Raw genomic sequence first — 24,836 nt, forward strand, 5'->3', positions numbered from 1 at the left:
GGCCCAGGCCCGTCCATTTCCACCCACCGAAGCACAGTCCATCCAGGACGCCGAGAAGGGGAAAGACCATGAGCACCACCGCCGACCAGACCACCGACCAGACCGCCGACCAGCAGTTGAAGGCCAAGCACCGGGCTCTCTGGGCCGCGGGCGACTACCCGGCCGTGGCCACCGATCTCATCCCGACACTCGGGCTGACGCTCGTCGAAGCGTCCGGCGTTCGCGCCGGCCAGCGGGTGCTCGACGTCGCCGCCGGGTCGGGCAATGCCGCGATCCCGTCGGCCGCCACCGGCGCCTCGGTCGTCGCCTCCGACCTCACCCCCGAGCTGTTCGAGGCCGGCCGGCGGATCGCAGCGCAGCGGGGTGTCGCCCCGGAATGGGTCGAAGCCGATGTCGAGGCCCTGCCGTTCGCCGACGCGAGCTTCGACGTCGTGCTGTCCTGCGTCGGGGCGATGTTCGCGCCCCACCACCAGGCCGCCGCCGACGAGCTGACCCGTGTCACCCGCCCGGGTGGCACCATCGGAATGATCAACTGGACACCGCCCGGCTTCATCGGGCAGCTGTTCACGACGATGAAGCCCTACGCGCCACCGCCGCCGCCCGGCGCGAGTCCCGCCCCGCTGTGGGGCGACGAGGAGCACGTGCGCGCCCTGTTCGGCGACCGCATCACCGACATCGACGTGCAGCGGCGCACCGTCGTCATGGAGCACGACGGCGACGCCGCCGGGTTCCGGGAGTACTGGAAGCGCAACTACGGCCCGACGATCGCGGTGTACAAGCACAACGCCACCGACCCCGAGCGGGTCGCGGCGCTCGATCGCGACTTCCTCGAGCTGCTGACCACCTGGAACGAGGCGGACACGCCGGGACGCACCAGGTACCAGGCGGAATACCTCCTGGTGACCGCGCGGCGCAGCCTCACCTAGCGGGAGAGGTTCGGGCGACCGTTCACCACCCGCCGCACCTGACCGTTCGGATGCCGTACGGGTCGGCCGGGGGAGGGTCAGCAGCTCTCACCGCGCCACGTGCGGGTGCCGGTGTGGACCGCGACCGCGGCCAGGATCAACGCCGCCATCGGGTCGGCCCACCAGACGCCGAAGGCGACGTTGAGGAACAACCCGGAGAGGATGGTGGCCGACAGGCCCGCACAGATCAGGTGCTGTGCTCCTTCCCCGGCCGTCGCCGCCGACTCGGCCAGCACTCCGAGGCGCCGCTTGGCCCGCCCGAACAGCGGCATCAGCACGATCCCGACCGCCGCCAGCGCCACGCCGACCCAACTCCCCTCAGAAGGTGTGCCGGCGAGCAGCTGGGAGAGCGCCGCCACGATGAGGTAGGGCGCGAGCAGGAAGAAGCTCGTCGCCACGATCTTCTGGGCCTGCTGCTCGGCCGCGGCCGAGCCGATGCGCCGCCCGGTGAAGCGCCAGACGATCACGCCGCTGCCCAGACTCTGCACGGCGCTGTCCAGCCCGTAGCCCAACAGAGCGATCGAGCCGGTCGAGAGGCCCGCGATGATCGCGACGACACCCTCGACCGCCAGCCACACCAAGCTCGCCCACGACACCCGCCGGATGCGTGACGCGAGCGCCGTCAGGCGCGCTTCCGACACTGGAGGAACAGCCACGCTCCCGACGGTAGCGGGTTCTTCCGCTGGCATCCAGAAATCCCGATGCCACTAGGCTGGGGGGCATGGCAGAGCCGGACCTCGCCGAAGTCGAGCGGTGCCGCGCGCTGGCGGTGCAGTGGGCGCCGGTGCTGCAGGCGCTGGGCAATCCGGACCGCCTGTTGATCGTGCTGTGGCTGACCGACGGGGCTCAGTCGGTGCGGGAGCTACAGGCGGTGACCGGCCTGCCGCAGTCGACCGTCTCCTACCACCTGGGGCACCTGCGCGACGCGGGCCTGGTGACCGCGGAGGCCGAGGGCCGCAGCAATCGCTACCGGCTACGCAGTCCCGACCTCGACCGCGTGGCGACCATGCTCGGCGCACTCGCACCGGCGACGCCCGGCGAGGACTGACCTCGACCGCCGCGCCGGGCGCGCGAGCCCCGACTCAGCGGGCAGCGGGGACGAGCTCCGCAAGCAAGGCACGGACGCGCTGGTCGATGTCGTCGCGGATGGGACGGACGTTGTCGGCGCCCTTCCCGGCGGGGTCGGTGAGTTCCCAGTCGAGGTAGCGCTTGCCGGGGAAGATCGGGCAGGCGTCGCCGCAGCCCATGGTGATGACGACGTCGGCGGCTTCGACGACGTCGGTGGTCAACGGCTTGGGGAACTCGCGGGAGAGGTCGAGGCCGAGCTCGGCCATGACCTCGCGGACCGCGGGGTTGATCTCGTTGGCCGGGGTGGAGCCGGCGGAGCGGACGTGGACCGTGCCCTGGGCGTGGTGGTCGAGCAGGGCGGCGGCCATCTGGGATCGGCCGGCGTTGTGCACGCAGACGAACAGGACCTCGGGGACGTCGGACACCAGTGCTCCCTGGGCTTGGGCGGCGGCGGTCAGGCGCTCGCGGGCGAACCGTTCGGAGAGGACGGTCAGGTGGGTCGTGATCTTCGCGGTGGTGGAGAGCAGCTCGTGGGATTCCACGAGGCAGGCCGCGACGGTCTCGGGGGAGAACACCCCGGCGAAGCGCTCGGCTAGCGCCTCGGCGGTGTGGGCGAGGTGGTGGTCGGTGGAGAGCAGGCTCAGCGCCTCGAGATTTCGCCGAGGCGGGACGACAGGACTTGCCGGGCCGGTGGTGGGGTCGGGGTGGACGGCGTCGTTGCTCATCCGCGTACTCCTGATCCGGTGGGCTCCACGTCCCCGGTGCGGGGCGGGAAGAGTCGGCGTCGCAGCCACAGCGAGACGTAGACCAGGGCGACCAGGACCGGGACCTCGATGAGCGGGCCGACGACCCCGGCGAGGGCTTGCCCGCTGGTGGCGCCCCAGGTGGCGATGGCGACGGCGATGGCGAGTTCGAAGTTGTTGCCCGCGGCGGTGAAGGCGAGCGTGGTGGTGCGCTCGTAGCCGAGCCCGACCGCGCGTCCGAGGGCGTAGGAGCCGGCCCACATGAGCGCGAAGTAGATCAGCAGCGGCAGCGCGATCCGGACGACGTCGAGGGGCCGGCTGGTGATGGCATCGCCCTGGAGGGCGAACAACACGACGATGGTGAACAGCAGCCCGAAGAGCGCGAACGGACCGATGCGCGGCAGGAACTTCGCCTCGTACCACTCGCGACCCTTCGCCCGCTCCCCCAGACGTCGGGTCAGATAGCCGGCGAGCAGCGGGATGCCGAGGAAGATCAGCACCGAGCGGACGATGGCCCAGGCCGACACGTCGAGACCCGCCGTCGGGAGCCCGAGCCAGCCGGGCAGGACCGCGAGGTAGAACCAGCCCAGGGCCCCGAACGCGATCACCTGGAACACCGAGTTGAGCGCGACGAGGACGGCGGCGGCTTCGCGGTCGCCGCAGGCGAGGTCGTTCCAGATGATGACCATCGCGATGCAGCGGGCGAGCCCGACGACGATCAGCCCGGTGCGGTACTCGGGCAGGTCGGGCAACAGCAGCCACGCCAGCGCGAACATCAGCGCCGGCCCGATCAGCCAGTTCAGCACCAGCGACGACACCAGCAGCCGGCGATCGCCGGTCACGGTGTCGAGGCGGTCGTAGCGGACCTTCGCCAGCACCGGATACATCATGATCAGCAGCCCGAGCGCGATCGGGAGCGAGACCCCGTCGATCGCGACCGCGCCCAGGGCCTCACCGAGCCCCGGGACGAGCCGGCCCGCGAGCAGCCCCACGACCATCGCGGCGAGAATCCAGATCGGCAGGAACCGGTCGAGGGTAGAAAGCTTCGCGACGACCCCGGCCTCGCCCGGGTCGTTGGAGGTCAGGTTCTCGGTGCTCACGCCTCGACCACCGGAAGGGCCTCGCGGTCGGCGGGCACCGCAGCGGGCGAATCCTCCGCCGAGCCGGGCACGAGCACCGCGGACACCGTGGCGAGCAGCTCGGGGCGCACCCGGTAGTAGACCCAGGTACCGCGCCGCTCACCGGTGATCAGCCCGGCCTCGCGCAGCACCTTGAGGTGGTGCGAGATCGTCGGGCCGGACAGGTCGAACACGTCGGTCAGGTCGCAGACACACGCCTCGCCGCCCACATGAGAGGCGATCAGCGAGAGCAGCCGCAGCCGCACCGGGTCGCCCATCGCCTTGAACACCCGCGCCAGCTCGATCGACTGCTCCGCCGAGAGCGGCTCGCGGGCCAGCGGCTCGCAGCACCCCACGACCTCGGCGAGCTGGGCCAGCACCCGCTCCTCGTCACCCTGCTTTGACATACGTCTACCTTGACACCCGTCGAAACGAGGCGCAAGGTTGGCTGCCTCGACAGACGTCGAAACAAGAGATGACACTAGGAGGCACCTCATGTCCCGTGTGCAGCTCGCCCTGCGGGTCTCCGACCTGGAGGGCTCGATCCGCTTCTACAGCTCGCTGTTCGGTGTGGAGCCGGCCAAGCGCCGGCCCGGCTACGCGAACTTCGCGGTGGCCGAGCCGCCGCTGAAGCTCGTGCTCCTCGAAGGCGAGGCGGACCGTTCGACGGTCATGGACCACCTCGGGGTCGAGGTCGGGTCCACCGACGAGGTCCACGACGCCACCGCGCGGTTGTCGGAGCTGGGCCTGTTCACGCAGGTCGAGGACGACACCACCTGTTGCTACGCCCGCCAGGACAAGGTGTGGGTCCAGGGCCCCGGCCACGAACCGTGGGAGGTCTACACCGTCAAGGAGGACTCCCAGGACTTCGGCACCCACGGCATCGTCAGCACGATGCCCGACGACGCCGCCGGCGAGGCCGGGAGCGAGGCCTCGGCGTGCTGCGGGGTGACCGGGTGCTGCTCGCACGGGGAGGCGGCGACCGAGCCCGGGGTGACCGTCACCGAGGCCAAGACAGCGGCCGGCTGCGGGTGCGTCGCGTGACCACCGATCACGCGGACCGGTCGGCCGTGGCGCGCGAGCGGGTCCGTGCCCGCTACGCCACCGCGGCCGGCCAGGTCCGCGCCGGCCAGACCCCGAGCTGCTCCGAGGCCGACCCCACCGGCATGTGCGGCGATGCCTACGACCCCGCGCAGCTCGCGGACGCCGGAGGCGCAGGGGCCGCCAGCCTGGGCTGCGGCAACCCGCTCGCGGTCGCCGAGCTCGTCGCCGGGGAGACCGTGCTCGACCTCGGGTCCGGCGCCGGCCTCGATGTGCTGCTCTCGGCCCGCCGCGTGGGGCCCGACGGGTTCGCCTACGGCCTGGACATGACCGACGAGATGCTCGACCTCGCCCGCCAGCACGCCCGGGAGGCCGGCGCCACCAACGTCGAGTTCCTGCGCGGGCACATCGAGGCCATCCCGCTCCCCGACGCCTCGGTCGACGTCGTCATCTCCAACTGCGTGATCAACCTGTCGGCGGACAAGCCAGCCGTGTTCGCCGAAATCGCCCGCGTCCTGCGACCCGGCGGGCGGGTCGGGGTGTCCGACCTCGTCGCCGACGACCACGCCGACCCGGCCACCCTCGCCGACGCGGCCGCGTCGGTCGGGGCCATCACCGGCGTCCTGGGTCGGAGCGCCTACCGCGCCGAGCTGGAGGAGGCCGGGCTCACCGAGGTCGCCGTCACCGCCACCGGTGAGGTCGCCGCCGGCGTCTTCTCAGCCATCGTTCAGGCCTCGCGCCCCTGAACCAGCCAGGCGCACACTCCCTGGATGGACCGGCAGGCGGTTCACCAGGAGCTCGAGCGCGCGCGGTCGGCCTTCCACGACCTGCACGCGCAGGCGACACCTGCCGACTTGAAGCGCCGTTCGCACGGCACCCGGTGGACCAACCAGCAACTGCTGTTCCACATGCTGCTCGGTTACCTGATCATCCGGGCTCTCGGGAACCTCGTCAGGCTGTTCGGGCGGCTACCGCCGGGCGTGAGCCGCGCCTACGCCGCCGTCCTCGACGCCGGCACCCGCCCGTTCGACGTCGCCAACTTCCTCGGCTCCTGGGCCGGCGGCACCGCATTGGGCCGTCGCGGGCAGACCGCGCTGTTCGACCGGGTCATCGACGCCCTCCACCACCGCCTCGACGCCGAGACCGACGCCGACCTCGCCCGTGGAATGCACTACCCGGCACGCTGGGACCCGTTCTTCACGCCGTACATGACCCTCGCCGACGTCTACCGCTTCCCCACCCAGCACTTCGACTTCCACCGCCGACAGCTCACCCTCGAGCCGAACGAGCAGCGGTGAACGACTACGCGCTCCAGGACCCGGTGGCCTCCAGGGACACTGAGCGCCATGTCCCAACGCCTGGTGGCCATCCCGATCCTCCCGGTCAGGGACATGGACGAAGCGTTGGAGTTCTGGTCGCGGCTTCCCCACCTGACGGTCGAGCAGTACGAGGGCGGCGGTTACGCCTTCGTGCGCCATCTCGGCGGCGAGGTGATCCACCTGGACCATCGCCCTGAAATGGACACGTCAGCCAACATGGCGGGCTGCTACCTGCACGTGCCAGGCATCGACGCGTTGCACGAGGCGCTCGCCACAGCTGAGATGCCAGTATCGGACGTTCGGGACGAGCCGTGGGGCATGCGCGAGTTCACGCTGACCGACCCGAGCGGCAACGTAGTCCGACTGGGGTGCGGCGACTGAGCGCACGGGCCGGCTCAGCCCTCGGGCTCATCCAGAGCACGCCACACCCACTCGTCGGGCGGAGTGCCACGCGACCCGTCAGCGGTGAGATAGATCCGGCAGGACATGCCGAAGTCGGCCCGTTCGACAGCTCCGGGCTCCACGTCGCGGCCGTCGACACGGACGGTCGGAGAACCCAAGAAGGACTGTGCGACGGCCTGCTCCTCGTCGATGATCTCGAGTTCGACGAGCTGGTGGCTCGTCGTCGCGACGATCTGCCGCAGGTGGGGGAGGTACCTCTCCGCGTTGGGGCAGCCGCCGAAGTAGAGAAGCTCGACCTTCACGCCCCCAGTATCAACGTGGCGAGCGCGTGCATCGAATGGTTGTTGGCACCGCCTGCTGGCCGACCTCCCGGCGTCGTACGCCCGTTCGATGGACTTGAACCCGTCCGACGTGCAGTCGTCTGCGCACCCATGCGGACGATCAGGACGTGGCGCGCGCTCCGCCGACAGGGTCGTGGCCTCAGCCTCTGGGCCGTCGCACGTGGGTGGAGCTGAGCCACTACGCCAGGAGCCATCGACAGGGTCGTGCGCAACAGGACCACGTCGAGTCACGCCTGCGGAGGGAGCACACTGGGTCGCCGGCCACGACTCACCTCGACGAGACCCCAAACCTGCAACAGAGTCACGGCTCGCTGAGCAGTCGCAGTCGAGACGCCGAAGTCGATGCCGAGCTGCTTCCCTGTCGGTAGCTGAGCGCCGACTGGCCACTCGCCGGAACCGATGCGGTCGCGCAGAGTCACGGCTATGCGCTCGAACGGGTACCGCGGATCCGTCTTCGCGCGCTCGACGTCGTCGATCTCTGGGGGCGCCGGGCGCTCGGGCAGACGGTCGGCCAGTCCCTGCGCTGCCCGTTGGTCAGCCTCCGCCACCCATGCCGCGTAGACGCGAAGTGTCGTCGTGCCTCCGCCGCCGTGGCCGAGCCGGCCGGCGACCGTGCGGACGTCGACACCACCCGCGATGAGCTCGGTCGCCGAGTAGTGCCGGAGGTTGTGGAGGTGGGTGTCGATGCCAAGCCGGTCGGCCATCTTGCTGTACCGCTGGGTCACCGAGGACGGCGTCAGGTGCGTCGCTCCAGTCGGCGACGCCGAGAAGACGAACGCATCCGGTGACAGCTCGACCTCGAGAGCCGCGCAGCGCTCCTCCCACCGGCGGCGATGTTCGGCGAGGGCTTCGACGGTGCCGGGGTCGATGGTGACGTGGCGGCGCTGATGGGTCTTGGTGTCCTTCTCCTCGGTCTCGCTCCGGATCTCAGCGATCGCGCGCCGAATCGTGATCACGCCTCGCTCGAGGTCGACGTACCGCCAACGCAGCCCGCAAACTTCTCCTCGGCGAACGCCGGTGACCATCAGAAGCCAGACGACCATCCCCCAGTCGGGGTCGCGGCGCCCCGCCTCGGCGACGAGCCGCGCGGCTTCCTCGGGTGTCGGCGGCTGCGGGTCGGGTGCGGGCACCGGCGGGGGCTCGGCCTGGTCCATCGGGCTCGAGCCCACCCACCGCCACCGCACCGCGCGCTTGTAGGCGCCGCTCAGGATGTAGTGAATCTTGCGGATCGTCGCGGCCCCGAGCGACCGGCACCGATGCGGTCGACACCGAACATCGCACTCGTGAGGGTGGGTCGTGCGGTGATCGACTCCTCGACGGTCGCGGCAGTGCTCCCGGCACCGCCGCATCTCGGCGTAGAGCGAGTCCAGGATCTCGGCGTCGATCGCGCCAACCTTCGATGTACCGATGAACGGGCGGACATGCTTGTCGACGTACTCCCGGTAGCCCTCCACCGTGCGCCGACCGCCGGTGTGCTGGTCGAGGTAGCGGTCGAGCAGCTGGTTGACGGTGGCGGTCGTCCGCGGGTTGCGCCTCTTGCGGATGTCGGCGAGGAAGCCGATACGGACCTCTTCGGCACGCTCCCATGCCTTGGGTCCGGCCGGAACCGTCTCGACGAGGCTGTGCCGTCGCTTCGTGACGGGGTCCTGGCCGGCGTAGACGCGCACCCGCAGCGCTCCACTCGGGAGCAGCTCGATGTTGCCCTTATCGCGCGAGGGAGGGCGCACGGCCTTCGCCATGAGCAGAGAAGGTAGGCCAGCTCGTGCCACGAACCGTGCCACGAGCGAGGAAGTTACCCGGTTCGGACCAACGTCTGTGCTGGTCACGGTGGGTGGAGACGAAGGGAATCGAACCCTCAACCCCCGCCTTGCAAAGGCGGTGCTCTGCCAATTGAGCTACGTCCCCCGAGGGGGTCTACGACGACGTCGACGGCCTCGTCGCGTCGCGCCAGACCTCCTTGGCGGGGTTCTGGTCCCGCTGTCGTCGGACCAGCAGGGCCGCCCCGGCGGCCAGGGCGAGCGCAACGACGGTCTTCACCGCACCCCTCCCGTCGACGACCCGCTCACGGTACCTCAGGGCCCGGCGTCGCCTGCCGGTCGCGCGGGAGCGGGCGCGGGCGGTAGGAACCGTCCCGTCGGACGACGGCGTCGTGGACGGGAGCGCGGATGGCTGGGACGGGTCATGCCTACGTGGTGGGCACCTTCGACACGAAGGGCGAGGAGCTTCGCTACGTCGCCGGACTCCTGGGGGAGGCGGGGCACGACGTGACGACGGTCGACGTCGGAACCTCCGACCCCGACGCCACGAGCGCCGACGTCGGGCCGCGGGAGGTCGCCGGCGCCGAGGCGTTCACCGGCGACCGTGGGAGCTCGGTGTCGGCGATGAGCGAGGCGCTGGAGCGGTGGCTGCCGACCCGGGACGATCTCGCGGGCGTGCTCGCGCTCGGCGGATCCGGAGGCACGGCCCTCGTGACGCCCGCGCTGCAGCGTCTCCCGGTCGGCGTCCCGAAGATCGTGGTGTCCACGGTGGCCTCGGGCAACGTCGCGCCGTACGTCGGCTCGGTGGACCTCACGCTCATGTACTCCGTCACCGACGTCGCCGGGCTCAACCGCATCAGCCGACGGGTGCTGTCCAACGCCGCGCACGCCCTGGGCGGGGCGATCGCGGCGCCCGTGCCGCAGGCCCAGGACAAGCCGGCGCTCGGGCTGACGATGTTCGGGGTCACGACGCCCTGCGTCACGGCCGTGACCGAGGCGGTCGCCGACCACTGGGACTGCCTCGTCTTCCACGCCACGGGCACCGGCGGACGCGCGATGGAGAAGCTCGTCGACGACCGTCTGGTCGAGGCCGTCGTCGACGTCAGCACCACCGAGATCGCCGACCTCGTCGTCGGCGGCATCATGGCCGCCACGGAGGACCGTCTCGGTGCGATCGCCCGCACGGGGATCCCCTGGGTGGGGTCGGTCGGGGCGCTGGACATGGTCAACTTCGGCGCGCCCGACACCGTGCCCGAGCGGTTCCGCGGCCGGACGCTCTACGAGCACAACGCCCAGGTGACCCTGATGCGCACGACCCCCGAGGAGTGCCGGGCCGCCGCGGAGTTCCTGGCCGACAAGCTCAACGCCTGCCCCGGCCCGGTGCGCCTCGTCCTGCCGACGGGCGGCGTCTCGGCTCTCGACGCGCCCGGCATGCCGTTCGCCGACGCCGAGGCGGACGCCGCGCTGTTCGACACCCTGCGCGAGCGCTTCCGCGTCGACGACGGCCACCGGATCGTCGAGAGCCCGCACCACGTCAACGACCCCGAGTTCGCCGCGACCCTCGTCGCCGCCCTCGAGGAGATCACCGGAGGACGCCCGTGACCCGCGCCGAGATCATCGAGCGCCTCCGCGCCAAGGTCGGTCGCGGCGAGCCGATCGTCGGCGGCGGCGCCGGCACCGGCCTGTCCGCCCGCTGCGAGGAGGAGGGCGGGATCGACCTCATCGTCATCTACAATTCCGGCCGGTATCGCATGGCCGGGCGGGGTTCGCTCGCCGGATTGCTCGCCTACGGCAACGCCAACGACATCGTCGTCGAGATGGCGCGCGAGGTCATCCCCGTCGTGCGGCACACCCCGGTGCTCGCCGGCGTGAACGGCACCGACCCGTTCCTGCTGCGCACACGGTTCCTGCGGGAGCTGCGCGAACTCGGCTTCGCGGGCATCCAGAACTTTCCGACGGTCGGGCTCATCGACGGCACCTTCCGGGTGAATCTCGAGGAGACCGGGATGGGGTTCGACCGCGAGGTCGAGCTGGTCGCCGCCGCACACGACGAGGATCTGCTCACCACGCCCTACGTGTTCTCCGTCGACGACGCCCGCGCGATGACCGCCGCCGGTGCGGACATCGTCGTGTGCCACATGGGTCTCACCACCGGCGGATCGATCGGCGCGCAGACCGCGAAGTCGCTGGACGACTGCGTCGCACTCGTCGACGAGTGGGCGGCCGCCGCCCGCGAGGTCCGTGACGACGTGCTGGTGCTCGTGCACGGCGGGCCGGTCTCGTCGCCCGAGGACGCGGCGTACGTCCTGTCCCGGACGCGCACCTGCCACGGCTTCTACGGCGCCAGCAGCATGGAACGCCTGCCGACCGAGCAGGCCCTCACCGCCACGACCCGGGCGTTCGTCGCCCTGCGGCCCGACCGACCGAACGACGAGGAGCACGCCTGATGCCCGAGGTGACCAGCAGCGCCGTCATCCCCGCCGACGTCGACACCGTGTGGCGGGTGATCCGCGATTTCGACGGGCTCACCTCGTGGGTGCCGGCGATCGAGGCCAGCGAACTCGAGGGCGACCTGCGCGGCGACCAGGTGGGCGCCGTGCGCCGTCTGACCCTCGGCGACGGCGGAACGGTGCGCGAACGGCTCGTCGCCCTCGACGACCGCGAACGACGCCTGACCTACGCGATCCTCGATTCGCCGTTCCCGGTCGAGGACTACCGATCCACGGTCCGGGTCTTCCCCGTCACCACGACCGGGGATTCCTTCGTCGTGTGGGGCGTCGTGTTCGACTGCCATCTCGCCGACTCCGAGCGGCTCTGTACTCTGTTCGGCCGCGATGTGTTCGGCGCCGGGCTGAACGGTCTGGTCTCGTATTTGTCGCCCGAGGAGTGACGTCCACGGCACGAAAGGAGTGCGGTGCGAACATGTGCCCTTTCCTTTGCTAATGTCGAGTGACATCGAACGACACCGCGTCGATTCCATGGACAAGTGAGGAGTCACGCCCGCCATGGCCCAGAAGACCATCGTCACCCTGGTCGACGACCTGACCGGCGAAGAGGCCGAGGACATCACCACGGTCGAGTTCGCGCTCGACGGGGTCACGTACGAGATCGATCTCGACGACAAGAACAGCGCCCGGCTCCGGGACGCGCTCGCGGAGTACGTCGCCGCCGCGCGTCGCACCGGCGGTCGGCGGTCCTCCGCCGGCGGCAACGGCCGTCGTCGTTCGGGTGCCGGCACCGGCACCCCGCGGGCGACGTCCCCCGGCGGTTACGACCGCGAGACCTCCAAGCAGATCCGCGAGTGGGCCAAGGGCCAGGGCTTCGAGGTCTCCGACCGCGGCCGCGTGCCGAACAACGTGGTCGAGGCCTGGGAGGCCCAGCGCAAGGGTTCCGACCACGCCGCGTCGTTCTCGGGCTGAGACCCGCATCCACGAAGAACGGCCCCGGAGCGCGATGCTCCGGGGCCGTTCTTCGTGTCCGGTGAGGTGGCACCGAGTGGGTGGGCCCAGCTGGATTTGAACCAGCGACCTCGTCGTTATCAGCGACGCGCTCTAACCAACTGAGCTATGGGCCCTCGCAGCAACCCAACCAGGTGCGGACGCCACGGTACCCGACGGGCACCGGGCGCCGAGCACCCGCCCCGAGGCCGTCAGTCGCGCTCCGAGAGCGTGACCTCGATGCCTCCCGCGACGTCGGCCGAGATGTTGTAGATGAACGCCGACACGCTCGCGAGCGCGGTGAACAGGATGATGTTCACGACGCCGATGACCGCCGCGACGCCGAAGACACCGCCCGCGGTGATGAGCTCGCCGCCGCCGCCCGAGTCCGAGGTGAGGTCCTGGTAGGTGCCGTTGAGCTGCGCCCACACGCCCATGCCGTCGAGCACCGCGTAGAGCACGCCCACCGCGAACATCCACACGAAGAACAGCGCGACACCCAGCACGAGGGCGAGCTTCAGCACCGACCACGGGTCGAAGCGCCGGACCTGCAGGCTCGCCCGCCGGGGCGCCTTGCTGCTGCGGGGACGTCCCGCCGCCAGCTCGGCGACGTCGTCGGGCTCGCGCCGTGGCTCGTCGGACTCGCGGCCGCGCAGCCCCAGCTGCTCCGGCGAGAGCTGATTGGTGGGCGCGTCGATGCCCGAGGAGGCCGGCTGCCCGGCGCCACCGCCGTCGCCCGTCCCGCCGGGTCGGCCGGTCCCGGTGGGCGCCGACGTCCGCACGGCGGCGGTGATGCCGCCGGCCGGTGTGCCCATGCCCTCCTGCGGAGGACGGCCGTTGCCCGGACCACCCGGCCCGCCCTGCGGTCCCGGGCCGCCGGGTCGTGGGAACGGACCCGACGGCGGGTGCGCGCCACCGGGGGGACCTCCGGCGCGCGGCTGGCCACCGGCCGGGGTGGGCGGGCCGGCCGGACGCGGTCCGGGCCGCCCCGTGCTCGGCATGGGACCCGACGGCGGACCGGTGGCCGCGCCGCCCCGCTGCCACGGCGGGGGCGGCCCGGCCGAGCCGCCCGAGGAGGACGTCGACTCACCGGCGGTGTCCGGAGTCGGCGACGACTCACCGGGCGTCGGCTCGGTGCCCGCCGCCTCGGCCTGGTCGCGGTCCGCGGAGCCCCTGTCCTCGTCGACGGCCTGTACCCGGGTCGTCGACTCCGCGTTCGGGCTCTCCGTCTCCGGAGCCGGCTCCTCCGTGCTCGTCCGCACCCCACCCTTGCCCGACGTCTCCGACGACGGGGCGTGGTCCGGGTCGTCCGGCTTGCTCGGTGTGCTCACGAGGACTCGTCTCGTCGGTCGGTGACGGGATCAGGGATCAGGGCTGCGGCGGGGAGGTCGGGCCGCCCGCATCGGGGTCGGCCGCCTCCTCGGCGTTGCGAGCGATGGCGAGCAGGGTGCCGGTCTCGCCGAGGTTCATCAGGCGCACCCCCTTCGTCTGGCGACCCGCCTTGCGCACCGACTTGGCCGTCGTCCGGATCACCCCGCCGCTCGTCGTGATCGCGTAGAGCTCGTCGTCGAGCTCCACGATCAGGGCGCCGACCAGCGTCCCGCGACGCCGGTCGTACTGCAGGGTCAGCACGCCCTTGCCGCCGCGCCCCTGCACCGGGTACTCGTCGATCGGCGTGCGCTTCGCGTAACCCCCGCCGGTCGCGACCAGCAGGAACGTCCCCTCGCGCACCACGCCGAGCGAGAGCAGCTCGTCGCCGGAGTTGAACCGCATGCCGGTGACGCCGGACGTCGCCCGGCCCATCGGACGCAGGGCGTCGTCGGTGGCCGTGAAGCGGATCGACTGGCCCTCGGCGGAGACCAGGAGCAGGTCGTCGTCCCCGGAGCAGAGCACGGCGCCGACCAGCTCGTCGCTCTCGCGCAGGTTGATGCCGATGAGGCCGCCGGCGCGGTTGGAGTCGAAGTCGGTGAGGCGCGACTTCTTCACCAGGCCGGCCTTCGTCGCGAGCACCAGGTACGGCGCCGCGTCGTAGTCCTTGATGTGCATGACCTGGGCGATCTGCTCCTCGGGCTGGAACGCGAGGAGGTTCGCCACGTGCTGACCGCGCGCGTTGCGGTTGGCCTCGGGCAGCTCGTAGGCCTTGGCCCGGTACACCCGGCCCTTGTTGGTGAAGAAGAGCAGCCAGTCGTGCGTGGAGCACACGAAGAAGTGCGCCACGAGGTCGTCCTGCTTGAGCGTCGCGCCCTGGACACCGCGCCCGCCGCGCTTCTGCGCGCGGTAGAGGTCGGTCTTGGTGCGCTTCGCGTAGCCGGTGCGGGTGATGGTGACGACGACGTCCTCGACCGCGATGAGGTCGGCGTCGGCGACCTCGCCGTCGTAGCCGACGAGGCGCGTCAGACGTTCGTCGCCGTACTTCTCGACGATCTCGCCGAGCTCGTCGCGGACGATCTGCCGCTGCCGCTCCGGGCGGGCGAGGATGTCCTCGAGGTCGCGGATCGTCTCCTCGATCTCGGCCAGCTCGTCGATGATCTTCTGGCGCTCGAGGGCGGCCAGGCGACGCAGCTGCATGTCCAGGATCGCCTGGGCCTGGATCTCGTCGATCTCGAGGAGGTCCATCAGGCCGGAGCGCGCGATGTCGACGGTCTCCGACGCGCGGATGAGGGCGATGACCTCGTCGAGCGCGTCGAGTGCCTTGACCAGGCCACGCAGGATGTGGGCCCGCTCCTCGGCCTTGCGCAGGCGGTAACGGGTGCGCCTAACGATCACGTCGATCTGGTGGCGGATCCAGTGCCGGATCATCTGGTCGAGGCGCAGGGTGCGCGGCACGCCGTCGACGATCGAGAGCATGTTGACGCCGAAGCTGTACTGCAGCTGCGTGTGCTTGTAGAGGTTGTTCAGCACGACCTTCGCGACGGCGTCGCGGCGCAGCGTGATGACGATCCGGCGGCCCACGCGGTCCGACGACTCGTCGTTGATCTCGGCGATGCCGTTGATGCGTCCGTCGCGCACCAGCGTCGCGATCGACTCGATGAGGGAGTCCGGGTTGACCTGGTAGGGCAGCTCGGTGACCACCAGGATCGTGCGCCCCTTGGCGTCCTCCTCGGCCTCGACCACCGCCCGCATGCGGATCGACCCGCGACCGGTGCGGTAGGCCGACTCGATGCCGTCGGAGCCGACCACGAGGCCGGCGGTGGGGAAGTCCGGGCCCTTGATGAAGCCCATGAGCGCCTCGAGGGTCTCCTCCTCCGAGGCCTCCGGGTTGTCGAGCGCCCACGTCGCGCCCGCGGCCACCTCGCGCAGGTTGTGCGGCGGCATGTTGGTGGCCATGCCGACGGCGATCCCGGCGCTGCCGTTGATCAGCAGGTTGGGCACCCGGCCCGGGAGGACCGTCGGCTCCTGGGTGCGGCCGTCGTAGTTGTCCGCGAAGTCGACGGTCTCCTCGTCGATGTTCGCGAGCATGGACATCGCGAGCGGCGTCAGCCGGCACTCGGTGTAGCGCATGGCCGCGGCCGGGTCGTTGCCCGGCGAGCCGAAGTTGCCCTGGCCGTCGATCAGCGGGTAGCGCATCGACCACGGCTGAGCGAGGCGCACGAGGGCGTCGTAGATCGCCGAGTCGCCGTGCGGGTGGTAGTTGCCCATCACGTCGCCGACGACGCGGGCGCACTTGACGTAGCTGCGGTCGGGCCGGAACCCGGAGTCGTACATCGAGTACAGGACGCGGCGGTGGACCGGCTTGAGCCCGTCCTCCACCAGCGGCAGCGCCCGACCCACGATGACCGACATCGCGTAGTCGATGTAGGAGCGCTGCATCTCCTGCTGGATGTCGACCGGCTCGATGCGCTCGCCGGAGTCAGGAGGCAGGGTCGTCTCGGTCACGCGGTCGGTCTCCCCTTCTGGCGCCCCGGGCGCGGCGGACACCGCGTCGTCTCGAGGGGGGCGGCCCGTTCACCGGGCCCGCGACCAGCACGGCCGTGGACCCAACCACCCGATTCTACCGACGACGCCGACGCGCTCCCGGTTCCCCCGGCGGCGCGTCCTCCGACCGCGTCCGGGGATCAGCCGGCGGAGCGTCCCGCGGTGGCGTCCTGGGGCGCCCGCGGGTCGTCGAGCAGGCCACGGGAGAGGGTCTCGGTCATGGCGTACGAGCACGCGAGGGAGATCAGCGCCATTCCCACGACGTAGATGGCGACGGACATCAGGCTGCCCGTCCAGGCCACCAGGACCGCGCAGATCGTCGGCGCGATCCCGCCGAGGATCGAGGCGAGCTGGTAGGCCAGCGAGGCGCCGCTGTAGCGCAGGCGGGTGGGGAACTGTTCGGCGAAGTAGGCCGACTGCGGCCCGTAGACCGCGCTCCGGCACGCCTGCACGACGAGGCCGCCGAGGATGAACAGCGCCAGGTTCCCCGTGCCCACGAGCAGGAAGTACGGGATGCCGAACACCGCGAGCAGCCCCATGCCGGCGAGGAACATCCGCCGTCGGCCCACGTAGTCCGAGAGCAGGCCGAGCAGCAGGATCATCGGGATGTCCGACGCGGACAGCGCGGTGTTCGCCGCGAGGATCTCCGTGCGGTCGTAGCCCAGGGTCGTCGTGGCGTAGGAGACCAGCCAGACCGAGCCGACGTAGAACGTCGCGTTGGTGGCGAGGAACGACCCGGCGGCGAGCAGGATCTCCTTCGGGTAGGTGCGGAACGCCTCGACCACCGGCATCCGCGCCGCGGACTTCGTCTCCATGGACTCACGGAAGACCGGGCTCTCGGCCACGGTCAGGCGGATCCACATCCCGACGGCGATGAGCGCGGCACTGGCCAGGAACGGGACGCGCCATCCCCACGAGAGGAACTGCGCCTCGGTCAACGTGAGGTCGAGGACGAGGAACGCCCCCGTGCCGCACACGAGGCCGAGCGGCACCCCGACCTGGGGCCAGCTCCCGTAGAAACCTCGACGGTTCGGGGGCGCGTTCTCGACGGCCATGAGCGCGGCGCCGCCCCACTCCCCGCCGACGCCGAAGCCCTGCCCGATGCGCAGCACCACGAGCAGGATCGGGGCCGCGACGCCGATGGCGCCGTAGCTGGGCAACAGGCCGATCGCGACCGTGCACGCGCCCATGAGCAGCAGCGACCACACGAGCATGGGCTTGCGGCCCACCCGGTCGCCGAAGTGCGCGAACACCGCACCACCGAAGGGCCGGGCGAGGAAGCCGGCCGCGAACGTGCCGAAGGCGGCGATGGTGCCGGCGGTGGGCGAGGCGGACGGGAAGAACAGCTTCCCGAACACCAGCGCGGCCGCGGTGCCGTAGATGAAGAAGTCGAACCACTCGATGGTCGTGCCGACCAGGCTGGCCAGGGCGACCTTGCGGGGAACGCGCAGCGAGGGGCCGGGGCGGTCGCCGCCGACGGTGTCGGACCCGGAGGCGTCGGTGACCATGGCGTGCTCCTCGTCGTCGGGGTGCTGGGACATGGAACGACCCGCTCACGACAAGGTCAAGGACCGGCAAAGAACCCGTCCCAGAACTGGGCCGTCTGCACGACGGCGGGCATCGGGGACGGGGCCGTCCGCACACCGGAGCACGGACGAGGGCCCGGGTTCCACGGGAAACATCCCGCGGCACCCGGGCCCTCGAGCCTCGACCTCGACTACACGTCGAGGAAGCGCACGTCCTTCGCGTTGCGGGTGATGAACGAACGCCGGGACTCGACGTCCTCGCCCATGAGCACGCTGAAGAGCTCGTCCGCGGTGGCGGCGTCGTCCAGCGTGACCCGCTGCATCAGCCGGGTCGCGGGGTCCATCGTGGTCTCCCACAGCTCCTTGGCGTTCATCTCGCCGAGGCCCTTGTAGCGCTGGACGCCGTCATCCTTGTTGATCTTCTTACCGGCGGCCCGACCGGCCTCGATCAGGCTGTCGCGCTCGCGGTCGCTGTAGGCGAACTCCGGCTCGGCGTTCCGCCCACCCCACTTGATCTTGTACAGCGGGGGCATCGCGAGGAACACGTGGCCGTGCTCCACCAGCGGTCGCATGAACCGGAACAGCAGCGTCAGCAGCAGGGTGCGGATGTGCTGGCCGTCCACGTCGGCGTCGGCCATCAGCACGATCTTGTGATAGCGCAGCTTGGAGAGGTCGAACTCGTCGTGGATGCCCGCGCCGAGCGCCGTGATGATCGACTGGACCTCGTTGTTCTTGAGGACGCGGTCGATCCGGGCCTTCTCGACGTTGATGATCTTCCCTCGGATCGGGAGGATCGCCTGGAACATCGAGTCGCGACCCGACTTGGCCGAGCCGCCCGCCGAGTCGCCCTCGACGATGTAGACCTCGCTGCGCTCGGGGTCGTTGCTGCGGCAGTCGGCGAGCTTGCCGGGCAGGCCGCCGAGGTCGCCGGCCGTCTTGCGGCGCACCAGCTCGCGGGCCTTACGGGCCGCGAGACGGGCCTGCGCCGAGCCGACCGCCTTGTTGATGATGGTCTTGGCCTCGGCCGGGTTAGACTCGAACCAGTCGCCGAGGTGCTCGTTGCACACCTTCTGGACGAACGAGCGCACCTCGGTGTTGCCGAGCTTGGTCTTGGTCTGGCCCTCGAACTGCGGCTCGGCGACCTTCACCGACACGATCGCGGCGAGACCCTCGCGGATGTCGTCGCCGGTGAGCGCCGGGTCCTTGTCCTTGATGAGCTTCTTGTCCCGCGCGTAGCGGTTGACCGTCGCGGTGAGCGCGGAGCGGAAGCCCTCCTCGTGGGTGCCGCCCTCGGTCGTGTTGATCGTGTTGCAGAAGGTGTAGACGGACTCGGAGTAGCCCGAGTTCCACTGCATCGCGACCTCGACCTGGTGGCCGGTGCCCTCCGCCTGGAACCCCACCGGCTTGCGGTGGATCGGGTCCTTGGCGTGGTTGATGTGGGCGACGAAGTCCTCGAGGCCGCCCGGGTAGTGGAACGTGCGCTCCGTGACCTTCGAGACGTAGCCCTCGGCGTCCGGGGCCTCGTCGAGGTCCGTGCCGTCGGCGTCGGCGCCCTCGGGCTTGCGCTCGTCGCGCAGGTGGATGGTCAGGCCCTTGTTGAGGAAGGCCATCTCCTGCAGGCGGCGCGAGATCGTCTCGAAGTTGTAGGTGGTCGACTCGAAGATCGCCGGGTCGGCCCAGAAGGTGATCGACGTACCGGTCTTCTTGGTCTTGCCGACCTGGTTGAGCGGGCCGGGCACCGAGTGGTCGTAGTGCTGGGTCCAGATCTGGCCGTCGCGGTGGATCTCGACGTCGAGCGCGGTGGACAGCGCGTTGACGACGCTGATGCCGACACCGTGCAGACCGCCGGAGACCGCGTACGACTTGTCGTCGAACTTGCCGCCGGCGTGGAGCATGGTCATGACCATCTCGACGGCGGGCTTCTTCTCCACCGGGTGCTCGTCGACCGGGATGCCACGGCCGTCGTCGACGACGGCGATCCCGCCGTCCGCCTGCAGCGTCACCGACACGCTGCTGGCGTAGCCGGCCATCGCCTCGTCGACGGAGTTGTCCACGGCCTCCCAGATGAGGTGGTGCAGACCGCGCTCACCCGTGGAGCCGATGTACATGCCGGGCCGCTTGCGGACTGCCTCGAGGCCCTCGAGGACGGTGATGGACGAGGCGCTGTAGTCCCCGTTGTTCTTCTTCTGGGCCGAGTTCGGTGCGGCTGCCACGGGCTCTGGTGTCTCCCTCGCGTGGACACGACCCGTGCGCATCGCGCGCGGGCGGAACATCTGCCTCCAGTCTACCGGGTCACCCATCCCAGAACGGGCCGGGCACGCGGCTCAGCGCGTCACACGGCGCACGAATCGGCATCGGGAGGGTCCGACCGGCCGCGAGGCATCCCGCGCGCCTCTGACGGCCCGTCGTCGGACCGGTCGCGCGGACCGTCAGCCGTACGTGTCGCGGGGTCCGCGGCCCGAGACGTGGCGGGGCCCGCGACGCCAGCTCGGCGCGGTCGGACCGTGGATGCGCATCGTCTTCACGACCCCGTCACCGAGCCCGGCCGCCAGCTTCCCGATCAGCTGGCGCTGCAGCAGGCGCAGCTGGGTGGCCCAGGCCGTCGAGTCGGCCGCGACGGTGAGGACGCCGTCGCGCAGGGAGACGGGACGGGCGTGCTCGGCGACCTCCTCGCCCACCAGCTCGGCCCACCGCCCGAAGACCGACCCGTTCGCGAGGCGCGGCGCCCACCCGCGGTCTCCGGACAGCCGCGACGCCAACCGTCCGAGCATCTGCGGGTCGCGCTCATCGGCACCCGAGCCCGACCAGCCACGACGGCGCGGGCGTCCCATGCCCGTCCCGGTGCGCCGCACCGGCTTGCGGATCCCCGCCGCGCCCCCGTCGACGGCCCGACGCGCGGCGCTCGCGGCCCGGGCGGCGGCGAGGGCGTCCCGGGCGAGGTCCGCGCCACGCTTCTCCTCGCCCGTCGCCGGGGTGCTCCGGTCGTCCGGAGTACTCCCATCGGATCGTTCGGGTGTGTGGACAGCGTCCCCGGGGCGACGTCCCTGCTCCCGCCCCGGATCCGGGCCCGGGCGGGAGGCTCCCGCGGATCTGTTCAGGGAGTTGTCCACAGCATCCACAGGTCTGTCCCCAGGACCTCCACCGTTGTCACGCGTCCGGCTCACCAGGAGCACCCCCTGTCGTCCGTGCCGCCGCACTCATCTCACGCACCGTGCCCGAATCGACCACGAAGCGTGCCCCCTGCAGGTCGTTCGGGACATCGTCGTCCACCGCGGCGGTGACGAGCACCTGCTCTGCGTTCACCGCGGTCCGCGCCAGCGCCCGGCGTCGCCGGGCGTCCAGCTCGGCGAAGACGTCGTCGAGGATCAGGACGGGCTCGGAGCCCTCTCCGCGGAGCAGCTCGAACGCCCCCAGGCGCAGCGCGAGCGCCAGCGACCACGACTCCCCGTGGCTGGCGTACCCCTTCGCCTGGCCCGTCCCGAGCGTGAGCTCGAGGTCATCGCGGTGCGGGCCGACGAGGCACACCCCGCGCTCGATCTCCTGGTTGCGGCGACGGCGCATCTCGTCGAGCAGCAGCGCCTCGATCTCCTCGGGCGTGGACGGTGCTGCCTCGCCCCCCAGGGCGTCCACCGTCTCGGCGCGCGAGCGGTAGCGCGCCCCCACCGGCTCGGACTCCGGCGCCACCGCGGCGTAGGCGTCCCGCACGTGCGGGGCCAGCGCGGCGGTGAGCTCCAGGCGCCCGGCGACGAGCACCGCCCCGGCACGGGCGAGGTGGGCGTCCCACACGTCCAGGGTGCTCGTGTCGCCGCGCGCGTGGCGGGCGGTCTTGAGCAGGGCCGAGCGCTGGCGCAGCACCTTGTCGTAGTCCGCCCGCGCCCCGGCCCATCGTGGCGCGCGGGCGACCAGTAGGTCGTCGAGGAAACGGCGGCGCTCGCCGGGGTCGCCCCGGACCAGGGCGAGGTCCTCGGGGGCGAACACGACCGTGCGCACGATGCCGAGCACCTCGCGGGGGCTGCGCACCGGCGAACGGTTGACGCGGGCGCGGTTGGCCCTCCCGCTCGCGATCTCGACCTGCACGGTGAGCTCGCGACCCTCGTTGACGGCCACCGCCCGGATGCTCGCCGAGCTCGCGTCCCGCCGGATCAGCGGGGCGTCACCGGCCACCCGGTGCGACGCGAGGGTGGCGAGGTAGCCCACCGCCTCGACGAGGTTCGTCTTGCCCTGGCCGTTGGCGCCCACCAGCACCGAGACCCCCGGCGAGAAGTCCAGGTCGGCCTGCTCCCAGGAGCGGAAATCGGTGACCGAGAGGTGTCTGACGTACACGGCCCGGCCGTCAGCCGCCCGTCGGCGGCTCGTTGGCGGCATCGCCCGCCTTGTGGGTGGCGTGGCCGCCGAACTGGGCGCGCAGGGCCGCGACCGCCTTCATGGCCGGCGAGTCGACCTGGCGGGAGGCGAAGCGCGCGAACAGCGCCGCCGAGATCACGGGCGCGGGCACGGCGTGCACGATCGCCTCGTCGACCGTCCAGCGGCCCTCGCCGGAGTCCTCGGCGTAGCCGGTGATCTGGTCGAGGTGCGGGTCGGCCTCGAGCGCCCGGACCATGAGGTCGAGCAGCCAGCTGCGCACCACCGTGCCGCGGCTCCACGCCTTCATCACCGCGCCGACGTTGTCCACCGGGCCGCCGGCGCTGAGCAGCTCGTAGCCCTCGGCGTAGGCCTGCATGAGGCCGTACTCCACGCCGTTGTGGACCATCTTCGCGTAGTGACCCGCCCCGACCGGCCCGGCGTGGACGAAGCCCTCCTCGCGCGGCCCCTCCGGGCGCAGGGCGTCGAACACCGGCAGCAGCCGCTCGATGTCGGCGGCGTCGCCCCCGGCCATGAGCCCGTAGCCCTCGGTGCGACCCCAGACGCCGCCCGACACGCCGCAGTCGACGTAGCGGATGCCGTGGCCGTCGAGCAGCTCGGCGTGGACGGTGTCGTCGGTGTACCTGCTGTTGCCGCCGTCGATCACGAGGTCGCCGGCCTCGAGCAGCTCGGCGAGGCTCTGCACCGTCGAGTGGGTGGCCGCGCCCGCGGGGACCATCAGCCACACCGTGCGCGGCGCCGAGAGCGCCTTGACCAGCTCGTCCAGCGACTGCACGTCACCGGATCCGTCGTTGGCGTACCCCACGACCTCGTGCCCGGCGGACCGGAGCCGTTCGGCCATGTTGCCGCCCATGCGTCCGAGCCCGACCATCCCCAGCTGCACGTCGCGTTCCTCTCGGTCGGCCGCCCGGCGGGGGACGGCTCCTGCGCTCGGGTGGGTGTGCGCCCGGGCGGCCCGGGCTCAGCCCGGCAGCCGCACCGGCATCAGGAGGTAGAGGTACCCGGGACGGGGCTCGGGGAGATCGTCCACGGCGTCACCCGGCCCGGGCTCGACGGCGGTGGCACCGCCGCCCGCGGGCTCGGCACCGTCGCCGGACGCGGCGGCCGCGTCCTCGCCGGGCGGCATCGCGGGGCGCAGCAGCGCCGGGCGGCTCGGCGTGGTGAACGAGAGGTGGGCGTGCTCGGCGCCGAGCGCGGAGAGCCCGTCGAGCAGGTAGCCGGGGTTGAACGCGATCGTCAGCGGCTCGCCGACGAAACGGCAGGAGATCTCCTCCTCCGCGCTGCCCTCGTCGTCGCCGCCGGCCGTGAGCCGCAGGGTGTCGTCGGCGAACTCCAGGCGGACCTGGGTGCCGCGCTCGGCCACGAGCGAGACGCGCTTGATGGCCTCGACGAGCGGGGCGATCTCGAGCACCGCCGCGGACGTGTGCTCCTTGGGCAGCAGCTGCCGGTAGCGCGGGAACTCGGCGTCCAGCAGACGCGTCGTCGAGCGGCGCCCGCCGCCGGCGAGGCCGAGCAGCCCGTCGCCGCGTGCCAGCGCCAGCTCGATGCGCGAGCCCGACGACGTGAGCGTCTTCGCCGCCTCCGCGAGGGTCTTGGCCGGGGCGAGCAGCGCGACCTCGCCGGACTCGCCGCCGCCCGCGCTCTCGCCCGGCTCCCAGGTGAACTCCCGGACGGCGAGGCGGAAGCGGTCGGTGGCCGCGAGGGTGAGCGTCGAGCCGTCGATCTCGATGCGGATGCCGGTGAGCATCGGCAGCGTGTCGTCCCGGCCGGCGGCCACGGCCACCTGCGAGACGGCCTGGGCGAACACCTCGGGCGCGAGGGCTCCGGCGACAGGCGGCATGTCGGGCAGCTGCGGGTAGTCCTCGGCCGACATCGTCGGGAGGCTGAACCGGGCGTTGCCGCAGGCGATGGTGGCGCGCGGCCCGTCGACGGTGACGTCGACCGGGTGCGGCGGCAGCGCCCGCGTGATGTCGGCGAGCAGGCGGCCCGAGACCAGTGCGCGACCGGCGTCGCCGATCATCGCCGGCACCTCGACCCGCGCGGAGACCTCGTAGTCGAAGCCGGAGACCGTCAGCGTGCCGTCGCCCTCGGTGTCGAGCAGGACGCCGCCGAGCACCGGGACCGGCGCGCGGCTCGGGAGGCTGCGGGCGACGAAGGCCACGGCGTCGGCGAGGGCGTCTCGTTCGACGCGGAACTTCATCGCGGGTCCTCCCCCTGTGGGCCGGTCTGTCTTGTGAGCCGGTCTGGGCCAGGTGGTGCTGGCGTCCTGAACTGCCGGCTGGGACGCACCCCGGCGCGGGTGCATCACGGTAGAGCGTGCACGAGGGGTCCGACACTCCGGGCCCGCTCCCGATCCGAGCCGATCGGGTACTCCGGCCCCGATCGTCCGGCGAGCCGATCGACCCGTCCACACCACCTGTTCTTCTGTAGTTCTCCTAGAAGGGAAAGGCAGTAGGAGTAGTAGGTCCTGTGCACGGTGTGGACGGCGGACGTCGCCGCAGGTGGGGCGGCGCGGCGGCGTGGGGATCACTCGGCGCGGCGGATGCCCGGATCCGGGGACGGATCGGCGTGTCCGGTGGACAGAGCCCGGCGGCGTCCTGTTTTCTCATCTCCCTCCACCGTGTCCGGACAGATGTCCACAGACTTGTCCCCAGCTGTGGGTCGATCGGGAGTCGACCGATCGCGTTGTGCTACCGACTTCGGTGTTCGTCGATGACCGGCGACGTCTCGGCGCGCGGCGGATGCTTCCTGTGGTCACACAGCGTCGCCCGAGGAGGGGTAGTTCTCGACGTAGCGTGACGAACGGGCCCGTGCGGGCGGCGCGGGAGCGAGCACGTCGCAG

The 24,836-nt window shown here is 71.5% G+C and carries 25 protein-coding genes, 2 tRNA genes and 2 pseudogenes; 11 read left to right on the forward strand and 18 right to left on the reverse strand.

What is annotated here, in order from left to right; all coding sequences use genetic code 11:
• Positions 1–68 precede the first annotated feature (68 nt).
• Positions 69–926, forward strand: coding sequence for a class I SAM-dependent methyltransferase (locus tag PH189_RS04435; protein WP_274187537.1), 858 nt, complete (start codon positions 69–71; stop codon positions 924–926).
• A gap of 77 nt (positions 927–1,003) precedes the next feature.
• Here the strand turns inward: PH189_RS04435 and PH189_RS04440 are convergent, their stop codons facing one another.
• Positions 1,004–1,621, reverse strand: a complete 618-nt coding sequence (locus tag PH189_RS04440) for a cation efflux transmembrane domain-containing protein (protein WP_274187538.1) — start codon at positions 1,619–1,621, stop codon at positions 1,004–1,006.
• Positions 1,622–1,686: 65 nt separating this feature from the next.
• Between PH189_RS04440 and PH189_RS04445 the strand changes: the two genes are divergently transcribed.
• A complete protein-coding gene (locus PH189_RS04445; protein ID WP_274187539.1) occupies positions 1,687–2,013 on the forward strand; it encodes an ArsR/SmtB family transcription factor in 327 nt (108 codons plus the stop codon).
• A 34-nt stretch (positions 2,014–2,047) separates the two neighbouring features.
• Here the strand turns inward: PH189_RS04445 and PH189_RS30290 are convergent, their stop codons facing one another.
• The 4 genes and pseudogenes from PH189_RS30290 to PH189_RS04460 all read right to left on the reverse strand — a co-directional run bounded on the left by PH189_RS30290 (position 2,048) and on the right by PH189_RS04460 (position 4,301).
• Positions 2,048–2,458 carry an arsenate reductase ArsC gene (locus PH189_RS30290; RefSeq protein WP_337994129.1) on the reverse strand — a complete coding sequence of 137 codons (411 nt, stop codon included), beginning with the start codon at positions 2,456–2,458 and terminating at the stop codon, positions 2,048–2,050.
• A 30-nt stretch (positions 2,459–2,488) separates the two neighbouring features.
• A pseudogene (locus PH189_RS30295) lies at positions 2,489–2,758 on the reverse strand (three-helix bundle dimerization domain-containing protein); the annotation flags it as partial.
• Positions 2,755–3,876 (reverse strand): ACR3 family arsenite efflux transporter, encoded by a 1,122-nt coding sequence (gene arsB, locus PH189_RS04455; protein ID WP_378015003.1) that lies wholly within the window; start codon positions 3,874–3,876, stop codon positions 2,755–2,757. The pseudogene PH189_RS30295 and the gene arsB, both read right to left, overlap by 4 nt.
• The gene (locus PH189_RS04460; protein WP_274187541.1) at positions 3,873–4,301 is read right to left on the reverse strand and encodes an ArsR/SmtB family transcription factor; all 429 of its coding nucleotides are present in this window, start codon (positions 4,299–4,301) and stop codon (positions 3,873–3,875) included. The genes arsB and PH189_RS04460 overlap by 4 nt, the downstream gene beginning before the upstream one ends.
• Positions 4,302–4,389: 88 nt before the next feature.
• On the opposite strand from PH189_RS04460, the gene PH189_RS04465 reads away from it, so the two are divergent.
• Genes PH189_RS04465 through PH189_RS04480 form a run of 4 tightly spaced genes read left to right on the forward strand, consistent with a single transcriptional unit; the run spans position 4,390 to position 6,635 of the window.
• Positions 4,390–4,938 carry an ArsI/CadI family heavy metal resistance metalloenzyme gene (locus PH189_RS04465; protein ID WP_274187542.1) on the forward strand — a complete coding sequence of 183 codons (549 nt, stop codon included), beginning with the start codon at positions 4,390–4,392 and terminating at the stop codon, positions 4,936–4,938.
• The gene (locus PH189_RS04470; RefSeq protein WP_274187543.1) at positions 4,935–5,681 is read left to right on the forward strand and encodes a methyltransferase domain-containing protein; all 747 of its coding nucleotides are present in this window, start codon (positions 4,935–4,937) and stop codon (positions 5,679–5,681) included. The genes PH189_RS04465 and PH189_RS04470 overlap by 4 nt, the downstream gene beginning before the upstream one ends.
• A gap of 24 nt (positions 5,682–5,705) precedes the next feature.
• On the forward strand, positions 5,706–6,233 hold the full coding sequence (locus PH189_RS04475; RefSeq protein WP_274187544.1) for a DinB family protein: 528 nt from the start codon (positions 5,706–5,708) through the stop codon (positions 6,231–6,233).
• 48 nt (positions 6,234–6,281) lie between these two features.
• The gene (locus PH189_RS04480) at positions 6,282–6,635 is read left to right on the forward strand and encodes a bleomycin resistance protein (protein ID WP_274187545.1); all 354 of its coding nucleotides are present in this window, start codon (positions 6,282–6,284) and stop codon (positions 6,633–6,635) included.
• A gap of 14 nt (positions 6,636–6,649) precedes the next feature.
• Here the strand turns inward: PH189_RS04480 and PH189_RS04485 are convergent, their stop codons facing one another.
• The 4 genes from PH189_RS04485 to PH189_RS04500 all read right to left on the reverse strand — a co-directional run bounded on the left by PH189_RS04485 (position 6,650) and on the right by PH189_RS04500 (position 9,034).
• Entirely contained in the window at positions 6,650–6,958 is a 309-nt protein-coding gene (locus PH189_RS04485; protein WP_274187546.1) for a DF family (seleno)protein, read from the reverse strand.
• Between the two features lie 266 nt (positions 6,959–7,224).
• Positions 7,225–8,451: a tyrosine-type recombinase/integrase gene (locus tag PH189_RS04490; RefSeq protein WP_274187547.1), complete on the reverse strand. Its 1,227-nt coding sequence runs from the start codon at positions 8,449–8,451 to the stop codon at positions 7,225–7,227.
• Positions 8,452–8,829: 378 nt separating this feature from the next.
• A tRNA-Ala gene (locus PH189_RS04495) sits at positions 8,830–8,902 on the reverse strand.
• A 9-nt stretch (positions 8,903–8,911) separates the two neighbouring features.
• The gene (locus PH189_RS04500; RefSeq protein ID WP_274187548.1) at positions 8,912–9,034 is read right to left on the reverse strand and encodes a DLW-39 family protein; all 123 of its coding nucleotides are present in this window, start codon (positions 9,032–9,034) and stop codon (positions 8,912–8,914) included.
• Positions 9,035–9,162: 128 nt separating this feature from the next.
• Here PH189_RS04500 and PH189_RS04505 point away from each other — a divergent pair, with 128 nt between their 5' ends.
• The 4 genes from PH189_RS04505 (at position 9,163) to PH189_RS04520 (ending at position 12,173) form a co-directional block, all read left to right on the forward strand.
• Complete coding sequence (locus tag PH189_RS04505) at positions 9,163–10,356, forward strand: Tm-1-like ATP-binding domain-containing protein (RefSeq protein WP_274187549.1); 1,194 nt, start codon at positions 9,163–9,165, stop codon at positions 10,354–10,356.
• A complete protein-coding gene (locus tag PH189_RS04510) occupies positions 10,353–11,201 on the forward strand; it encodes a phosphoenolpyruvate hydrolase family protein (protein WP_274187550.1) in 849 nt (282 codons plus the stop codon). The genes PH189_RS04505 and PH189_RS04510 overlap by 4 nt, the downstream gene beginning before the upstream one ends.
• A complete protein-coding gene (locus PH189_RS04515; protein ID WP_274187551.1) occupies positions 11,201–11,644 on the forward strand; it encodes an SRPBCC family protein in 444 nt (147 codons plus the stop codon). Before PH189_RS04510 ends, PH189_RS04515 begins: the two co-directional genes overlap by 1 nt.
• A gap of 115 nt (positions 11,645–11,759) precedes the next feature.
• Complete coding sequence (locus tag PH189_RS04520) at positions 11,760–12,173, forward strand: histone-like nucleoid-structuring protein Lsr2 (RefSeq protein ID WP_274187552.1); 414 nt, start codon at positions 11,760–11,762, stop codon at positions 12,171–12,173.
• Positions 12,174–12,254: 81 nt separating this feature from the next.
• On the opposite strand, the gene PH189_RS04525 is transcribed toward PH189_RS04520, so the two are convergent.
• Positions 12,255–12,328: transfer RNA gene (locus tag PH189_RS04525), tRNA-Ile, on the reverse strand.
• 75 nt (positions 12,329–12,403) lie between these two features.
• Complete coding sequence (locus PH189_RS04530; protein ID WP_274187553.1) at positions 12,404–13,006, reverse strand: DUF3566 domain-containing protein; 603 nt, start codon at positions 13,004–13,006, stop codon at positions 12,404–12,406.
• A 184-nt stretch (positions 13,007–13,190) separates the two neighbouring features.
• Here PH189_RS04530 and PH189_RS04535 point away from each other — a divergent pair, with 184 nt between their 5' ends.
• A complete protein-coding gene (locus PH189_RS04535) occupies positions 13,191–13,547 on the forward strand; it encodes a hypothetical protein (protein WP_274187554.1) in 357 nt (118 codons plus the stop codon).
• A gap of 12 nt (positions 13,548–13,559) precedes the next feature.
• Here PH189_RS04535 and gyrA read toward each other — a convergent pair whose 3' ends face one another.
• From gyrA to dnaN, 7 genes and pseudogenes are all read right to left on the reverse strand, one after another.
• On the reverse strand, positions 13,560–16,067 hold the full coding sequence (gene gyrA / locus PH189_RS04540; protein WP_274187555.1) for a DNA gyrase subunit A: 2,508 nt from the start codon (positions 16,065–16,067) through the stop codon (positions 13,560–13,562).
• A gap of 179 nt (positions 16,068–16,246) precedes the next feature.
• Positions 16,247–17,647 carry an MFS transporter gene (locus tag PH189_RS04545; protein WP_274187556.1) on the reverse strand — a complete coding sequence of 467 codons (1,401 nt, stop codon included), beginning with the start codon at positions 17,645–17,647 and terminating at the stop codon, positions 16,247–16,249.
• 176 nt (positions 17,648–17,823) lie between these two features.
• Positions 17,824–19,845, reverse strand: a complete 2,022-nt coding sequence (gene gyrB, locus PH189_RS04550; protein ID WP_274187557.1) for a DNA topoisomerase (ATP-hydrolyzing) subunit B — start codon at positions 19,843–19,845, stop codon at positions 17,824–17,826.
• 216 nt (positions 19,846–20,061) lie between these two features.
• Positions 20,062–20,730 carry a DciA family protein gene (locus tag PH189_RS04555; protein ID WP_378015008.1) on the reverse strand — a complete coding sequence of 223 codons (669 nt, stop codon included), beginning with the start codon at positions 20,728–20,730 and terminating at the stop codon, positions 20,062–20,064.
• A gap of 49 nt (positions 20,731–20,779) precedes the next feature.
• The gene (recF, locus tag PH189_RS04560) at positions 20,780–21,955 is read right to left on the reverse strand and encodes a DNA replication/repair protein RecF (RefSeq protein ID WP_274187558.1); all 1,176 of its coding nucleotides are present in this window, start codon (positions 21,953–21,955) and stop codon (positions 20,780–20,782) included.
• Positions 21,956–21,965: 10 nt separating this feature from the next.
• A pseudogene (gene gnd / locus PH189_RS04565) lies at positions 21,966–22,898 on the reverse strand (phosphogluconate dehydrogenase (NAD(+)-dependent, decarboxylating)); the annotation flags it as partial.
• A gap of 57 nt (positions 22,899–22,955) precedes the next feature.
• A complete protein-coding gene (gene dnaN / locus PH189_RS04570; RefSeq protein ID WP_274187559.1) occupies positions 22,956–24,194 on the reverse strand; it encodes a DNA polymerase III subunit beta in 1,239 nt (412 codons plus the stop codon).
• Positions 24,195–24,836 lie beyond the last annotated feature (642 nt).

Origin of the sequence: Actinomycetospora chibensis (assembly GCF_028737215.1) — a bacterium.
GTDB lineage: Bacteria > Actinomycetota > Actinomycetes > Mycobacteriales > Pseudonocardiaceae > Actinomycetospora > Actinomycetospora chibensis.

Excerpts from the sequence above, each read along its gene's own strand:
- PH189_RS04530 (WP_274187553.1), bottom strand. The coding sequence starts at position 13,006 with ATGGGCACACCGGCCGGCGGCATCACCGCCGCCGTGCGGACGTCGGCG.
- PH189_RS04515 (WP_274187551.1), top strand. The coding sequence starts at position 11,201 with ATGCCCGAGGTGACCAGCAGCGCCGTCATCCCCGCCGACGTCGACACC.
- PH189_RS04545 (WP_274187556.1), bottom strand. The coding sequence starts at position 17,647 with ATGTCCCAGCACCCCGACGACGAGGAGCACGCCATGGTCACCGACGCC.
- PH189_RS04480 (WP_274187545.1), top strand. The coding sequence starts at position 6,282 with ATGTCCCAACGCCTGGTGGCCATCCCGATCCTCCCGGTCAGGGACATG.
- PH189_RS04520 (WP_274187552.1), top strand. The coding sequence starts at position 11,760 with ATGGCCCAGAAGACCATCGTCACCCTGGTCGACGACCTGACCGGCGAA.
- PH189_RS04465 (WP_274187542.1), top strand. The coding sequence starts at position 4,390 with ATGTCCCGTGTGCAGCTCGCCCTGCGGGTCTCCGACCTGGAGGGCTCG.
- PH189_RS04505 (WP_274187549.1), top strand. The coding sequence starts at position 9,163 with ATGGCTGGGACGGGTCATGCCTACGTGGTGGGCACCTTCGACACGAAG.
- dnaN (WP_274187559.1), bottom strand. The coding sequence starts at position 24,194 with ATGAAGTTCCGCGTCGAACGAGACGCCCTCGCCGACGCCGTGGCCTTC.
- PH189_RS04475 (WP_274187544.1), top strand. The coding sequence starts at position 5,706 with ATGGACCGGCAGGCGGTTCACCAGGAGCTCGAGCGCGCGCGGTCGGCC.
- PH189_RS04435 (WP_274187537.1), top strand. The coding sequence starts at position 69 with ATGAGCACCACCGCCGACCAGACCACCGACCAGACCGCCGACCAGCAG.
- PH189_RS04460 (WP_274187541.1), bottom strand. The coding sequence starts at position 4,301 with ATGTCAAAGCAGGGTGACGAGGAGCGGGTGCTGGCCCAGCTCGCCGAG.
- PH189_RS04445 (WP_274187539.1), top strand. The coding sequence starts at position 1,687 with ATGGCAGAGCCGGACCTCGCCGAAGTCGAGCGGTGCCGCGCGCTGGCG.
- PH189_RS04535 (WP_274187554.1), top strand. The coding sequence starts at position 13,191 with ATGGGACCCGACGGCGGACCGGTGGCCGCGCCGCCCCGCTGCCACGGC.